Origin of the sequence: Hominimerdicola alba 8, from assembly GCF_000178155.2 — a bacterium.
Lineage (GTDB): Bacteria > Bacillota > Clostridia > Oscillospirales > Ruminococcaceae > Hominimerdicola > Hominimerdicola alba_C.
On record NZ_ADKM02000086.1, the window covers coordinates 26885 to 42183 of the forward strand.

Sequence of the window (15299 nt, forward strand, 5' to 3'; positions counted from 1 at the left end):
GCCGCGCTTTTTGGTATACTATAGCAATCCGCCTTAAAATTCAGACAAAATCCGGTCACAAAACCCATAAATCCGAGCTTTAGCGACCGGATTTTGTGAATTTAAATAGTTGGATTGCTATATATATGGTGGTCTGTGTATCGTGTGGCGGCAGTTGCATCAGGCGGGGACGCCAATCTTGCCGTACAGGAGATATGGCTGAAAGAAAGACGAAAAAATCCCCCTCCCGCATGTTCAGATGCGAAAGGGGAACAACCATTATTCTGTCAAGCCGCGCGTTTGTCGGCTTTTTCTGCACTCTTACTTACAATGAAACCCTTACGGAGAAGCGGTATAAGAACGCCGCCTGCCGAGTTGCCTGCTGTCATGATAAGCAGTCTGCCGAATGATGCGGGTGACCACATTTTTGCGGCGGTGAAATAGAACATATTCGCAACACAATGCTCAAAACCGCAGAGAATGAACACTATGACAGGCAGGAAGATAGCGAGATGTCTGCCAAGACTGCTGTCTATGGTCTTGTAGCCCTCTGCCGCTATGAACATAAGTACACCGCAGAAGAATGCCAATATGAAAAGGCTGAGCAGAGAATCGCCCATTTTGACTTTGCAAAGTTCAGCCGCCTTTTCACCGATGCCTGCCGCGCGCGTGCAGAGGATAAGTCCGCCTGTGACCGCTGTGCCGACCAGATTGCCCAGCCATATAACAGCGAGATCTTTGAGATAACTCGGCTCACGCTCGACCGCGTAGCCGACTTTGCCTGTGTAAAGATTAAATCCAAAACTGAGTATCACGAACAGTCCCATACCGAAAAGCGCCGCACCTATGTACCTGTTATCACAGGAAAGGTAGACTACGCCGCCCACACCTATCATAAGCCCTGTGGCGACTGCCCGCAGAAATGTGTCTATTAATTTACTCATGATACCGACCTTTCTATATGTCATTCAGCCGCAGGTGTAAGATAGACAAAACAGATAACTGTCACACCGCCGTACTGCCGGACTATATAGAATTATACCATGTCATTTCCCTGCTGTAAAGGACAAAACGGTTCTTTTCCCAAATAAACATGACATATGCACCATTGGATATAGGTCAGAAGCAGGAAAACGGGATATTTTTACATATATTTCCTTTTTGACAGTGCAAAAAACTCTTATGAGCAATAGTGTACAGGAAACTATCATCGCAGATCTGTCAGGCAGATCCGTTACAGCGGTATGACCATCACTAAAGGTCAGCGCGGGTATCGCTCGGTTTCTGAATAGCTTTGTTGAGAGAGCCGCTAAATAATTTTTTAGAAAGACCGCAAACAGCATATTACAGACGAAAATTTCCAACAATGCGGCGGCGGAAAGATAACAGCAGGCAGGATATTTGCATATCTGCCAAAAAACTCCGATATATGCGCTATTTTATGGCACTCTGCGAATTGACTTTTTTACCGTGATAGTGTATAATATATCGGTGGCATTTTTATGCTTATCTTACAAACGGCAGGTGTTGGTAGAATGATCGTATTCAGAAAGATGTCTGCTGAGGACACAGAAATGCTGACAGATGTGCGCGTTACGGTACTGCGGGCGGCAAATCTGCTGAGTGATGATGCTGATATGTCTGAGATCGCAGAACAGTCGCGGCTTTACTACAAACGTGCGCTGAATGACGGCAGTCACACTGCATACCTCGCCTTTGACAGTGAAAAAGTCGTGGGCGCAGGCGGTGTCAGCTATTACACGGTGATGCCTACCTGCGATAATGTCACAGGCAGAAAAGCATACATAATGAACATGTACACCTCACCCGAATACCGCAGACAGGGCATAGCGCTGAAAATGCTGGATCTGCTGGTGAAAGATGCCAAAGAGCGCGGCATTACACACATCGCCCTGGAAGCTACGGCGGCGGGCAGACCTCTTTATTTGAAGTACGGCTTTGTCCAGATGGAACATGAGATGATACTTCCGAAAGACGAGTGAATACAAGTGTACAAATATTCAGATAGCAGCTTTGAAAAAGTCAGCATCTGTGACTGCTTTGCCACTAAGCTGAAACACGATGAAAAAGCGCTGACCCTTGAGTTTGAAGAGGGCTTTTTCATTTTGACGGAGAACAGTTCAAAATGGCAGTCAACGGGCATGTCGGAAGTGACGTTTTACATGAACGATACCGAGCGGGATATAAGCATAGAACTTCTGACTTTCCCGCGAGGCGGCGGTGATGTCATACTGACCGAGATGGCTCTGCAAAAGCTGGAACATCTCATGCAAAACAGTGCAAAGCTGGAGATCTTCGGTGAAAACAAGGAGAATGACAGCTATCTCTTTGAAGGTGCTGTATATTACAAAGGCATGACAGGCACACAGAATTGTCAGATAAAGATAACAGCGAAGAAGATCACTTACCACTGGAATGAAATAATGGTAATTTATAGCAATCCGCCTTATAATTCAGACAAAATCCAGTCACAAAACCCATAAATCCCAGCTTTTGCGACTGGATTTTGTGAATTTAAAAAGTTGGATTGCTATAAATAGAGTAAGGAGTTTTAGTAGAATGATAACAGTTTCAAACGTCAGCCTGTCCTTTGGCGGACAGCTTCTGTTCAAGGACGTTGACCTCAAATTCACGAACGGCAACTGCTACGGCATAATCGGCGCAAACGGCGCGGGCAAATCGACTTTCCTGCGCATACTCAACGGCGAACTTGAACCTACCACAGGCGAAGTTGCCATCACTAAGGGCGAAAGACTTTCAGTGCTGAAGCAGGATCACTTCGCATTTGACGAATACACTGTCCTCGACACGGTCATAATGGGCAACAAGCGCCTTTATGACATTATGAAAGAGAAAGATGCACTGTACGCTAAAGAGGATTTCTCGGAAGAGGACGGCGACCGCGCAGGTCAGCTGGAGAGCGAGTTCGCAGAACTCAACGGCTGGGAGGCTGAGAGCGATGCTTCAAAGCTGATACAAGGTCTGGGTCTGCCTGAGGAACTGCTTTATCAGCAGATGGCAGGACTTTCGGGCAATGAGAAAGTCAAGGTACTGCTGGCGCAGGCATTGTTCGGCAACCCCGATATAATCATGCTGGACGAGCCTACCAACCATCTTGATATAGATGCCATACGCTGGCTGGAGGATTTTCTGGCAGACTACTTCGGCACTGTGCTGGTCGTCAGCCACGACAGACACTTCCTCAACAATGTCTGCACACATATAGTTGATATCGACTACACAAAGATAAAGATGTATGTGGGCAACTACGAATTCTGGTACGAGTCCTCACAGCTGATGCAGAGGCTCATCAAGAACCAGAACAAGAAGGCTGAGGAAAAGATAAAGGAACTACAGGAATTCATCAATCGTTTCTCGGCAAACAAGTCAAAATCAAGACAGGCTACCGCAAGGCGCAAACTGCTGGACAAGCTGAGTGTCGAGGAAATGCCTGCATCTTCGAGAAAGTACCCGTTCATCGGCTTTAACATAGACCGTGAACTGGGCAAGGATATACTCAAAGTCAACGGCATATCAAAGACTGTTGACGGCGTGAAGATGCTCAACAATGTCAGCTTCACACTTTCACGCACCGACAAGGTGGCGTTCATCGGTGAGAGCGAACAGGCTATAACACTGCTTTTCAAGATACTCGCAGAAGAAGTCGAACCTGACGAAGGCACTATAAAGTGGGGCGTTTCCACATCGCGTTCATACTTCCCTGTGGACAACTCGGAGTATTTCAACGGGCATGACGAGAGCATCGTTGACTGGTTAAGACCCTATTCGACCTCAGAAGTCACCGACACTTTCCTGCGCGGTTTTCTGGGCAGGATGCTGTTCTCGGGTGACGAGATATACAAGCCTGTACAGGTATTGTCGGGCGGCGAGAAGGTAAGGTGCATGTTCAGCAGAATGATGCTCTTCGGCTCGAATGTAATTCTGCTTGACAGACCCACCAACCACCTTGACCTTGAAAGCATCACCGCCGTGAACAATGCACTGCGCGATTTCAAGGGCGTTGTCATATTCGCAAGCCACGACCATGAGATAGTTCAGACCGTTGCAAACCGCATCATCGAGATAACTCCCGATGGCTGTATCGACCGCATGGGCACTTACGAAGAATTCCTTGAGTGGAGAAGAGAACAGGGCATGAAGTCCTTTATAGAATAAAAGATAACTCCCCCGACCCACAAAGTCGAGGGAGTTTTTGGTACTTTTATCATTTGGCAGATGGTTCGGACAGACCGCACCTGCCGCATTTTTCACCGATATTGAGCGCCTTGCACATCGGGCATTCCCAAGGTTTGCGCGTGCCGCATTCGGTGCAGAAATTGCCTGTGTTATGTGCAGAACATTTAAGACATATCCAACTTTTATAGCAATCCAACTATTTAAATTCACAAAATCCAGTCGCAAAAGCTCGGATCTATGGATTTTGTGACTGGATTTTGTCTGAATTTTAAGGCGGATTGCTATAGGTGCGCCGCACTGTTCGCAGAAATTGCCGCTTGCCATGAAACCGCAGCTGCACTGCCATAGCCCTAACACAGAGCCCATGCCCTGTGACATGAAAGTGGGGCGAGGGGAATCGGTGTGGGTGTTTGCCAGTATCTTTTCAAGAAGTTCGCGCGGTATCTCTTTACGGTCGTTCATTTTGTTACCTCCCTGATACTGATGCCGCACTGCGGGCATAAAGACGCAAGACGTATCTCGCCGCATTTATAGCCACTGTTTTTGTGGTGTGTAAGCGGGATAACCACATAACAAAATCTACCACAACACAAAAGTCAAATGCGAGTAAACAAAAACAGTCAATAAATTTATAAATAAGCCATTGAACGGACGGCAGCATTGTGTTATAATTTTCACATACCAATTCAGAGGTGACTGTTTTGTCCGAAAAGAAAAAACTGATACCCATACTTATCTCGGTCTGCCTGACCTTTTTCATGGTCGGTGTGGCTGAACTTACGGGTGAGCGGGAACTTATCTTCCCTGAGATAACAGCCATCGCCATCGGTGCGCTGGCTGCACCTGCACAGGTCTGGAGCACTGACAGAAAAAGGCTTTTTATCCTTATTATGTCAGCCGCCGTCACTGGCATGGCGATAGTTCGTTTCGTGCCGCTGCCGACTGTTTTGCAGATACCGATAGGTCTTGCCGCAGTTATGGGTCTGATAATAATTTCACATACAAGTTTTCTGCCTGCTATATCGGCTTGCGTACTGCCGATAATGTTAGGCACGCGCAGCCCTTACTACCTGCTGTCTGTCGGAGTCATGACTGCACTTATACTACTGGCGCAAAAGCTGCTGGAAAAAGCAGGGCTTCGCGAGAAACGCGAGTTTATCCCCGAAAAGCCCGATGCTGCGCTGATAAAACTGAGGGCTGTGCAGGCGGCGACAGCTTCGGTGCTTTTTGCAATACCTGTGCTGATAGGTCAGCCGTTTTTTGCAGCACCGCCGCTGATAGTGGCATTCTGTGAACTGACGACACCCGAATGCAAGCTGACGAAACGTCTGCCCGAAACATCAATAACCATTGCTATCGCTGCATTTATGGGCTGTTCATCAAGGCTGCTTTTATGTGAGATATTCGGTCTGCCGATGGCTGTAGCTGCTGCCCTGACCTGCTGTGCGATACTTTTCGGTGCGAAGTCTTCGGGTCTTTACTTTCCGCCATGCGGCGCAGTGGCAACGCTGCCGTTCCTTATCGCGCCTGAAATGCTGCTGAAATTCCCATTTGAGGTAACTGCGGGATTTCTGTGCTTTTTGCTGGTGATCCTTCTCTCGCTGAGATATCCCGCAAAACACGGGACCGTTGTACACAACAGTTAAAACATATGAAATGCCCCTGATGCTGCATCAGGGGCATTTTTTGTACTTTTTTACAGTTTGTCCCTAATCTCGCGGGCAAGTCTGCCAAGTTCTGCAAGCATAGCTTCGATATCGGGGCATTCCTGCGTTCTTCCGCGATAGAACATCTCTCCCTGATATGCCGTTTCGCCCAGTTCTTCAGCACCTACAGTACGCGCTGCGCCTTTCAGCGAATGAATCTTTATAGCAGCATTCTCACGGTCGTCAGCCGACACATATCTGCGTATGTCAGCCGCATACTCCTCAGCCGAATCAGCGAACGCACCCAGCGTTACACGGTAAAGTTCAGCACCGCCGCAGTGCTTTTCACCAACTTTTGTATCAAGACCTTTGATGCTTTCAAGACCGCTGTGAAGTTCACTTTCATCCTGTGCAAGTTCTTCCAGCTTGCCGCTGCCCTGCCATATATCGGGGGTGAATCCCTGTTCGTTCATGATATAGTCCTTGTCATCATCTATCATACGAACCATGCAGGCAGCAATATCGGGGTCAAACTGTGTGCCGCTGCACCTGATGAACTCAGCCCTGACCTTTTCCTGCGCCATTGGGTTAGAATAAGTACGTGTGGAAGTCATTGCATCATAGCAGTCAGCACAGCAGATTATACGCGCGGGTTCGGGAATATCCTTGCCTGCAAGACCATCAGGGTAGCCTGAACCATTGTATTTTTCGTGATGCGAACGCGCACCTATGGCAAGGTCGGGCATCTCCTTGATGGAAGAGAGTATCTCACTGCCGATTATCGTGTGACGCTTTATCTGCTCGAACTCTTCATCGGTCAGCCTTGAAGTCTTGTTGATTATATCTTCGCTGACACCTATCTTGCCTATATCGTGCATAAGTCCCATGCGGAATATCTGCTGTTGTTCAGCCTCGCTTTTGCCCATTCTGCGGGCAAGTTCGGCGGCATAAGTGGCAACGCGGTTGGAGTGACCGTTGGTATAGTGGTCTTTTGCATCGACTGTCTTTGCCAGCGCCAGCATCATCTCCAGCGACAGCCGCTCACTGCGTATCTGCTGGCGGTCTACTTCACTCTTAAGACCTGTTTGCAGGTGGTACAGTTCGACCACGCGCTTTGTTCTCTGCATGAGGACTTCGGGAGCGAAAGGCTTTTTCACGAAATCTGCCGCGCCGTTTTTGAAGCCCGATGTTTCGGCATCGGCGCTGTCTTCACCCGTCACGAATATAACAGGTATATCGCGCAGTTCGGGATTCTCTTTAAGCCTGCTCAGCACCTCAAAGCCCGACATGCCCGCAAGCCCGATATCAAGCAGTACTGCATCGGGACGAAGCCTGTTTGTAAGCGAAAGCGCTTCTTCACCCGTTGCAGTGGCAGTAACATCGAAAGTTCTGCCCAATATCTGCGAAGCCGCTGTGCGCACGACAGGATCATCATCGACCACAAGTACTTTCGGCGCGGTGCGGTGGGGTTTCTTTTCGGCGGCATGGCTCGTTTCCAGCTTGTCTTCGGGAAGGAGCGATGCTATCATCTTTTCAAGTCGTTCGCCGTCAACAGGCTTTGAAAGATAGTCGGTAAAGCCCTCACTGATATAAAATTCTCTTGCGCCCGAAACCGCGTTGGCAGTCAGCGCGATGCACTTTGCATCTTCATGTCCCTCCATCGCCCGCAGACGTTTCAGCGTTTCCACGCCGTCCATATCGGGCATCATGTGGTCTATGAAAAAGATGTCATACTCGTTCAGTTCAGCCAGCCGCAGAGCCTCACGCCCTGTGGAAGCGGTATCTATACCGATGCGGGTCTTTTTGAGCAGACCCTTGAAAACTGTCAGGTTCATGGCATTGTCGTCCACCACCAGCAGTCTTGCATTCGGTGCGTGGAAGAGTTCGTGGTAAAGGCGCACTCCCCTGCCGCCGTTTTCAAAGCGCTTGGCGTAATCGCCTATCTGCGCCCATCTGACGACTTTCTGCTCGACTGCGAAAGAGAAAGTCGAGCCTTTGCCGTAGGTGCTGTCAACGTCCAGCTTACTGCCCATCAGTTCAAGAAGCTGGACAGTTATGCTCATACCAAGACCTGTGCCCTCTATCGAACGGTTTTTGCCCTCTTCGATGCGCGAGAATGGCGAGAACAGCTTTTCCATGTCCTCTTCCCTGATGCCCGCGCCTGTGTCGGCAATGGTAAATCTCAGCTTTATCGACTTCTCACCGCTCTTCTCAAACCCGACCTCAAACCTGACACTGCCTTTTTCGGTATACTTGACAGCATTTGTCAGCAGATTGAGTGCGCACTGCTTGACCCTTATCTCATCGCCGTAGAGCAGGTGCGGCATTTTCGGGTCAACCTTTACCTCGAATTTCAGACCCTTTTTGTCTGCGCGGGGGCGCACCATGTTCACAAGGTCGTTTATCGCAGAACCGAGTTCGTACTGTGTGGGTACAAGTTCCATTTTTCCCTGTTCGACCTTTGAGAAGTCGAGGATATCGTTTATCAGCGAAAGCAGAGTCCTGCCCGCAGTGCGGATATCTTCGGCATATCCGATTATCTGGCGTTCACTGCTCTCACGCAGTATCATCTCGTCCATACCCAGCACCGCATTTATGGGTGTGCGTATCTCGTGGGACATGCTTGCAAGAAATGCAGATTTCGCCTTGTTTGCGCGGTCTGCCAGCTGTCTTTGTTCTTTCAGCTGTTCCATGTACTTATAATGCTCGGTATCGTCCACCAGCATATACAGACTTCCGAAACTGTCGCCCTCAAATTCAAGTTCATTAACGCATGGCGTGTAGATGCGGTCAGCTATCTCGATCGTCTGCCCCTCACTTATAGCCTGCTCGATGACCTCAACTGTTTCGGCAGGTGTTTCGGTCAGCTGAGGGTAGAGCGCCTTTGCAGGTTCGTTGAAATATCTGACTCTTCCGTCAGTATCAACAGCGATGATGCCCTCAGACAGCTTATCGACAACGTACTCATGGGTGAGTTCCAAAGTATCCAGCAGGTCATACTTGAATATGGCGATGAGCATTACCACCGTACTTATGGAGTAGCCCAGAACAGTCACATTATAGCCCTTTGTGACACCTGTCAGATAGATAATATAGAATGTCACCTGTACCACGATAGATGCGGCGATATACCTGAGCCGTTTGCGGTTTTTAGCGTTTTTCTCTTTGAGAAGGTTCAAAAACAGGATGACAAGACCGTAGACGATATAGCTTATCAGCAGCATGGTGTAGATGTGGTGCCAGGGTCCTGCATCGTAGGTGAGATGCGGGTGAACGCCATCTTTCGTGAAGCCGATGTTTTGATAATAAAGATGATGCCAGTCATTGGTCATGACCGCCACATAAGTCGCGGCATGCAGCGAACCAAGCAGCAGCATGGTGTTGCGCTTGTGCCTTATACCGCAGAGTTCCACCAGAAACAGCAGCAGTGAAAAAGGTATCCAGACCGTACCGATGTATGAAAGTTTCTGGGCGGTCATGGCTTCATCAAGGTTGTCAGATGTCATCACTTGCAGAACACCCGCGTTGTTTACAAGAGTCGCGGTGCAGTTCAGCAGAAGATAGCCGTGTATCTTGCTGTGCCAGTTACGGAAAATATATGCGCTTTCAAAAAGCAGTATAAATATACTGACGTATTGAATAAACAGTACCGTCATGTACATAGTATCACCCCAAAATATATCTGTTACCCGATATACCGCCGTTTTACGCCGTTGGCAGAGCGGTTACCGTACTCTATATAAATATGGCTGTTCAGCCGTTTTCCCACTCTATTATACAATATTATATATAGATTGTCAATAAGTTCATCAAGTTATGTACGGAGGCAGAATATCGCGGAACACAGAGAAAAGAACAGGTGCAGCGTCAGCAGATAGCGGTGCTGAGTGTATTTTTCAAGCATATACAGCATACTGTCATTTTCCGAAAGATAAGGAATAAAAATTGCATCAGGCAGTATTCATTGAACGAATTGTGTAAAACATATAATTTTTTACAGAAAATTTCTACACCCGCCAATATCCATATCTGCGAAGAAGTCAATATAGTTATGTGATATGATGAAATCAAGGCAAACAGCACATTGCGGCGCTGAGAAAAAGTCCATATAAACATAAAAGATGACTGCTTTTTGCTTGAAATTTATTAAAAAACACTTGAATAATAGTTATTTGTGTGCTATAATGATAATGACGGCGTATATCATGGAACATCACGCCGATTACAAGCGGTATCGCGGGAAGTTTTCGTTCTGCGGCTGCACGAAACGATTTGTGCCGACTGACCTGCATGTCTACCCGGCGCGGAGAGTCTTGTGTGGGCTGCATCTCACAGCTTTGCTGCGCTGCTGCAAGATACCGAAAGGAAAAGGATATGAAGATCTATCTTATCGACTTTGAAAATGTAAAGTCAAAGGGACTTACAGGCATCGACAGCCTTACTGAGTACGACCGTGTCATAATCTTTTACAGCGAAAACGCTGATACCATCAACTTTGAGATGCACCAGAAAGTGCTTATCTCAAAAGCTGAGGTAGAGTATTTCAAGGTACATGTAGGCGGCAAGAATGCGCTGGATTTCCAGCTTTCGACTTTGCTGGGCTACCTTGTCAGCAAGAATTATTACAGCCACATCTTCGTTATCAGCAACGACAAAAGTTTTGATTTCCTGCATGATTTCTGGCATGGCAAGTACATAGCTGCGCCCGACTGCATAGTATACCGCACCAAGACCATCGCACAGGCGATAAACTACGCGGGCGGCAAAAAGCAGGCTGTGGCTGATGATGACAGCGAAACTTCCGATACAGAGGTATTTGCATCTGCTGAAACAGCTGCGGCTGAGGAAAATGCTGAAAATCCTGCGGCAGAAGAGGTAAAGGTGACTGTGCCGGATATCACTGAGGCGAAGGCTGTTCACGAAAAGAAAGAGACTGAGAAGAAACCCGCCGCAAAGAGCGCACCTTCGGCTGACAGCGAGAAGTTCACCGAAAAGCGTGCTGCAAAGCCTGCACCGAAGAAAGAACGTCCCGAAAAGAACAGCAAAAAGTTCGACAAGAGCGATGATGTGGAATTTGATGTGACAATCAGCGCGGAAGAACTGAATGCTCTCGAAGCATCGTTCAGCGCTTACACCATCATAAAGCCTGAGGATATATCTGCCCCCAAGCAGGCAGAAAAGCCCGCAGAGAACAAGGCTGAAAAGCCTGTTGAAACGGTCAAGGCACAGCCTGCTGAGGATAAGAATGCAGTGGAAAAGCCTGCCGCTGATGCAAAGCAGGAACAGTCTGCTGATGCAAAGGCTGAAAAGCCTAAGCAAAAGCCTGTCAAGGAATTTTACCCTGCACTTAAGGAAACGCTGAAAAGTACAGGTCTTAAGCCCACTGAGGTGAACCACATCTCGCAGCTGCTTATAAACTCCGACACAAAAGAAGAATTCCACAATGCGCTGGCAAAGGACTACAAGCAGGATGCCACCGAGCTTTACAAGATACTTCGCCCGAAGTACCTGCGTCTGAAAGAGATGTATGCAGCAGAACACCCGGAATATGTTTCGCCCGACACAGTTGTTGTCAGCAACGAAGAACCTGCTAAATCTGAGGAAAAGACCGCAGAGCAGACAGTCGAGGTGAAGGCGGAAGAAGTCAAGGCAGAGGAAACGATAGCTGAAACTGTTGCTGAAACTACAGCTGAACAGGCTGAGATAAAACAGGAAGAAGCTATTGCCGAAGAAAAGGCAGAAGTACCTGCTGAGGAGAAGCCCGCAAAGGCTAAAAAGACAAGCACGAAGAAGTCGGCGGCTAAGACTGAGAAATCTGAAAAGGCTGAGAAGGAAGAAAAGCCCAAGAAGACAGCTAAGGCTGATAAGACAGACAAGGAAGAGAAGCCAAAGGCTAAGAAGTCAGCTAAGGCTGAAAAGACTGCTGAGGAAAAGCCCGCTAAAGCTAAGAAGACAAGCACAAAGAAGTCTGCTAAGGCTGAAAAGCCCGCAGAAGTTCCTGCGACGGCAGGCGGCGACAGGCTGGCTGAACTGCTTGACGGCAAGTGCAGTTCGGAAGAGGTCGAACTTATCCGTCAGCTGTTCAGGGAAGTTCCTTCGCGTCAGCAGCTTTATATCAGAATGATAAAACAGTTCGGCAAAAAGGACGGCTGTGTATACTACAACGCCATAAAGCCCGAATATGAGGCTCTGAGTACGGCTATAAAATGATGACCGATGAAAATTGCAAGGCGCTTCCTGTTCTGAAAAAGCAGGCAGTCACCCGCATAACAAAGTCGGACGAGAACGGCTTTACACATACATTTCCCGTGTATACGGGAGTCAAAAAAGCTGTGGCGCGATAAATTCACAGCGCTGGGGCTTGACGACATCGACTACACAAAGTACGATGATATTCTGCAAAGAAAGCCGATAGATGAGTTAGACCGTGACGAAGTTATCGCGTATCCGGTCATGCTGATGCGGCGGAGAGCGGCAAAACAGAAGCCCTCTGCATGCGCCTGCACTAAACAGTAAAATAACACCTATCCCCCGTCAGCCGATGGGGGATAATTTGTAAGGAGAGCACATGTATATCACCGATGATGACAACCCGCGTCTGCCTTTTCTGCGGGACAAGACCTCAAAGCTGACCACCTCGCCGGGTGTCTACATAATGAAAGACAAGAGCGGCAAGATAATATATATCGGCAAGGCAAAGAACCTGCACAACCGCGTGACTTCGTATTTCAGGCGGGGACAGGACCATCTGCCGAAAGTGTGGAAGATGGTATCGAATGTCAACGACTATGAGTTCATCGTAACGGACAGCGAGTTTGAAGCGCTGGTGCTGGAATGCTCGCTGATAAAACTGCACACGCCGAAGTATAACATTCTGCTGAAAGATGACAAGGGGTACAGCTACATTCGGGTGACTGACGAGCCGTATCCCCGCATACAGGCGGTATTGCAGAAAAGTGATGACAGCGCCGAGTACATCGGACCGTACACAAGTTCTTTTGCGGTAAAACAGGCGGTGGAAGAAGCGAACAAAGTTTTCAGACTGCCTACCTGCACCCGCGTTTTTCCGAGAGATATAAAAAAGCAAAGACCCTGCCTTAACTTCCACATCAAACGGTGCATGGGTGTCTGTACAGGGAATTTTTCGGAAGAAGAATATCGCGCCGCAGTAAAACAGGCGATAGAATACATCAAAAACGGCTCCGAGATGTCGGTGGAAAAGCTGACTGCCGAAATGGAGAGAGCGGCAGAAGACCTGGAATTTGAACTGGCGGCGCGTCTTCGGGACAGGATAGCCGCCATACAGAAAGCCGCAGAAAGCCAGAAGATAATCGACCGCACGATACCCGACTGCGACATAATAGCCATATCGCAGAATGTTGACATCGCCTGCGCCAGCGTGATAATGTATCGTGGCGGCAGGCTTACCGATAAGGCTGACTATTTTCTGGGTGACAGGGCTGAACCCGCGCAGATGATGGAAGAATTTGTGCTTAGTTACTACGCCATGAAAGATGATGCTCCCAAAACTATACTGCTGGAAGAAGAGCCGTCCGATATAGAGATGTTACAGCAATATCTGCGTGAGAAGTACGACCACGCAGTATACGTGAACGTACCGAAGAAGGGGCATCTGGTACAGCTGACCACACTCGCTAAGAACAACGCGAACGAGTTCATATCGGTGAGAGTGGGCAGGACACGCCGTGAGGTTGCAGGTCTGGAAGAACTGGCAAGGGCGCTGGGAATGGAGAAGCCGCCACGCTTCATCGAGTGCTACGACATATCAAATCTGGCATCTACAAACATGGTGGCGGGCATGGTGGTTTTTGAGAACGGAAGACCATGCAAAAAGCGCTACAAAAAGTTCAGCATAAAGACGGTGCTTGAACAGAACGACTACGCCTGCATGACTGAGGTCATCGAAAGGCGCTTCGGTGAGTATTTCAAGGGCGAGGACGAAGGCTTTGCACAGCTTCCCGACCTGATACTGCTGGACGGCGGAAACGGTCATGTGAACACCATAAAGCCTGTTCTTGAAAGGCTGAAAGTCAGTGTGCCGCTGTACGGTCTGGTAAAGGACGATCACCACCGCACCCGCGCCATTGCTACGGGGGACGGCGAGATCTCACTGCTGAAAAGCCGCGCGGCGTTCAACCTTGTGACGCAGATACAGGACGAAGTCCACCGCGTTGCCATTACCTACCAGAAAGCAAAGCGCAAAAGATCGACATTTTCACTGGAACTGACGAAAGTTCGCGGTGTGGGCGAAAAAAAGGCTCAAAAGCTGATAACAGCGTTCAAGACAAAAGAGGCGCTAAAAAAAGCATCTGTGGAGGAACTGCGGGCTGTTGCGGGCATCAGCGAGGACACTGCGAAAGAACTGAAAAATATCATAGATGAAATGAGCTGATAAAATGGTAAAAGAGATAGTCAAGGACATTATCTTCCTGAAAAAGAAGTCCGTAAAAGCGGACACAAAGGACATGCAGATCATCACCGATTTACAGGACACACTGAAAGCTAACCACGACCGCTGTGTGGGCATGGCGGCAAACATGATAGGCTACAGCAAGAGGATAATAATCTTCACGGCGGGCATAATGGACATCGTAATGATAAACCCCGTGATAGTGAAGAAAGCCCGTCCCTACGAAACGGAAGAAGGCTGTCTTTCGCTGACAGGCGTGCGAAAGACAAAGCGCTGGGAGATGATAACTGTTGAATATCTGGACACAAGTTTCAAGAAAAAGCGCGGCGATTTCACGGGATTTGTAGCGCAGATAATCCAGCACGAGTGCGACCATCTTGATGGGATAATAATATGAAACATCGGCAGAGGAAAAACTCCCCTGCCGATTTTTTTGCATATATACTTTCGTTTATTATCATATCCCAATTTGGTTGTGTATTGTTTCCCCACCAAAGGCGTGGGAAACAATACGAAAAAACAGCCTTTTTGTATCATCAGCAATACGCATCAAAATCGTGAGATAAAAAAAGAGATGTCCTAAGACATCTCTCATAGAGGCGCCGACCGGATTTGAACCGGTGGTCAGGGTGTTGCAGACCCACGCCTTACCCCTTGGCTACAGCGCCATAAAAAAGAGCGGATTACGAGGCTCGAACTCGCTACCTCCACCTTGGCAAGGTGGCGCTCTACCAGATGAGCTAAATCCGCAAGTGCTGAACTATCAGCTTTTTTATGAAGTGGTTACCCACAAGCGACCCGGATGAGACTCGAACTCACGACCTCCGCCGTGACAGGGCGGCGTTCTAACCAACTGAACTACCGGGCCGTAGAGTTGTTCAAGACAACTCTTAATGGTGGGGACTACAGGGCTCGAACCTGTGACCCTCTGCTTGTAAGGCAGATGCTCTCCCAGCTGAGCTAAACCCCCAGATTTTCTTTGTCGTGAGTTTCGTTTTTGTTTTGTCCCTCACAACAGTATCTAT

11 protein-coding genes and 4 tRNA genes are annotated in these 15299 nt (G+C 48.4%); 8 read left to right on the plus strand and 7 right to left on the minus strand.

Translation table 11 applies throughout. From position 1 onward, the window contains the following. Positions 1-266 precede the first annotated feature (266 nt). The gene (locus CUS_RS09765; protein WP_037277007.1) at positions 267-923 is read right to left on the minus strand and encodes a formate/nitrite transporter family protein; all 657 of its coding nucleotides are present in this window, start codon (positions 921-923) and stop codon (positions 267-269) included. 558 nt (positions 924-1481) lie between these two features. Between CUS_RS09765 and CUS_RS09770 the strand changes: the two genes are divergently transcribed. The 3 genes from CUS_RS09770 to CUS_RS09780 all read left to right on the plus strand — a co-directional run bounded on the left by CUS_RS09770 (position 1482) and on the right by CUS_RS09780 (position 4176). Beyond that, complete coding sequence (locus CUS_RS09770) at positions 1482-1982, plus strand: GNAT family N-acetyltransferase (RefSeq protein WP_227945436.1); 501 nt, start codon at positions 1482-1484, stop codon at positions 1980-1982. A 6-nt stretch (positions 1983-1988) separates the two neighbouring features. Beyond that, positions 1989-2483, plus strand: a complete 495-nt coding sequence (locus CUS_RS09775) for a hypothetical protein (RefSeq protein WP_002850138.1) — start codon at positions 1989-1991, stop codon at positions 2481-2483. Between the two features lie 76 nt (positions 2484-2559). Further along, positions 2560-4176 (plus strand): ABC-F family ATP-binding cassette domain-containing protein, encoded by a 1617-nt coding sequence (locus CUS_RS09780; RefSeq protein WP_002850221.1) that lies wholly within the window; start codon positions 2560-2562, stop codon positions 4174-4176. A 49-nt stretch (positions 4177-4225) separates the two neighbouring features. On the opposite strand, the gene CUS_RS19810 is transcribed toward CUS_RS09780, so the two are convergent. Beyond that, complete coding sequence (locus CUS_RS19810) at positions 4226-4393, minus strand: hypothetical protein (protein WP_002850169.1); 168 nt, start codon at positions 4391-4393, stop codon at positions 4226-4228. A gap of 496 nt (positions 4394-4889) precedes the next feature. On the opposite strand from CUS_RS19810, the gene CUS_RS09785 reads away from it, so the two are divergent. Then, entirely contained in the window at positions 4890-5843 is a 954-nt protein-coding gene (locus tag CUS_RS09785; protein WP_431767927.1) for a hypothetical protein, read from the plus strand. 50 nt (positions 5844-5893) lie between these two features. On the opposite strand, the gene CUS_RS09790 is transcribed toward CUS_RS09785, so the two are convergent. Beyond that, complete coding sequence (locus tag CUS_RS09790; protein WP_002850124.1) at positions 5894-9505, minus strand: response regulator; 3612 nt, start codon at positions 9503-9505, stop codon at positions 5894-5896. 655 nt (positions 9506-10160) lie between these two features. Between CUS_RS09790 and CUS_RS09795 the strand changes: the two genes are divergently transcribed. The 4 genes from CUS_RS09795 (at position 10161) to CUS_RS09805 (ending at position 14671) form a co-directional block, all read left to right on the plus strand. After that, on the plus strand, positions 10161-12053 hold the full coding sequence (locus CUS_RS09795; RefSeq protein WP_002850251.1) for a PIN domain-containing protein: 1893 nt from the start codon (positions 10161-10163) through the stop codon (positions 12051-12053). Then, positions 12050-12187, plus strand: a complete 138-nt coding sequence (locus CUS_RS19815; RefSeq protein WP_157769518.1) for a hypothetical protein — start codon at positions 12050-12052, stop codon at positions 12185-12187. Before CUS_RS09795 ends, CUS_RS19815 begins: the two co-directional genes overlap by 4 nt. A 224-nt stretch (positions 12188-12411) precedes the next feature. Further along, positions 12412-14256: an excinuclease ABC subunit UvrC gene (uvrC, locus tag CUS_RS09800; protein WP_002850182.1), complete on the plus strand. Its 1845-nt coding sequence runs from the start codon at positions 12412-12414 to the stop codon at positions 14254-14256. Between the two features lie 4 nt (positions 14257-14260). Continuing rightward, a complete protein-coding gene (locus CUS_RS09805; protein ID WP_002850240.1) occupies positions 14261-14671 on the plus strand; it encodes a peptide deformylase in 411 nt (136 codons plus the stop codon). 200 nt (positions 14672-14871) lie between these two features. Here CUS_RS09805 and CUS_RS09810 read toward each other — a convergent pair. From CUS_RS09810 to CUS_RS09825, 4 genes are all read right to left on the minus strand, one after another. Next, positions 14872-14942: transfer RNA gene (locus CUS_RS09810), tRNA-Cys, on the minus strand. Positions 14943-14951: 9 nt separating this feature from the next. Next, positions 14952-15024, minus strand: a tRNA-Gly gene (locus CUS_RS09815). A gap of 44 nt (positions 15025-15068) precedes the next feature. Beyond that, positions 15069-15142, minus strand: a tRNA-Asp gene (locus CUS_RS09820). Between the two features lie 26 nt (positions 15143-15168). Then, positions 15169-15244: transfer RNA gene (locus CUS_RS09825), tRNA-Val, on the minus strand. Positions 15245-15299: the final 55 nt, after the last annotated feature.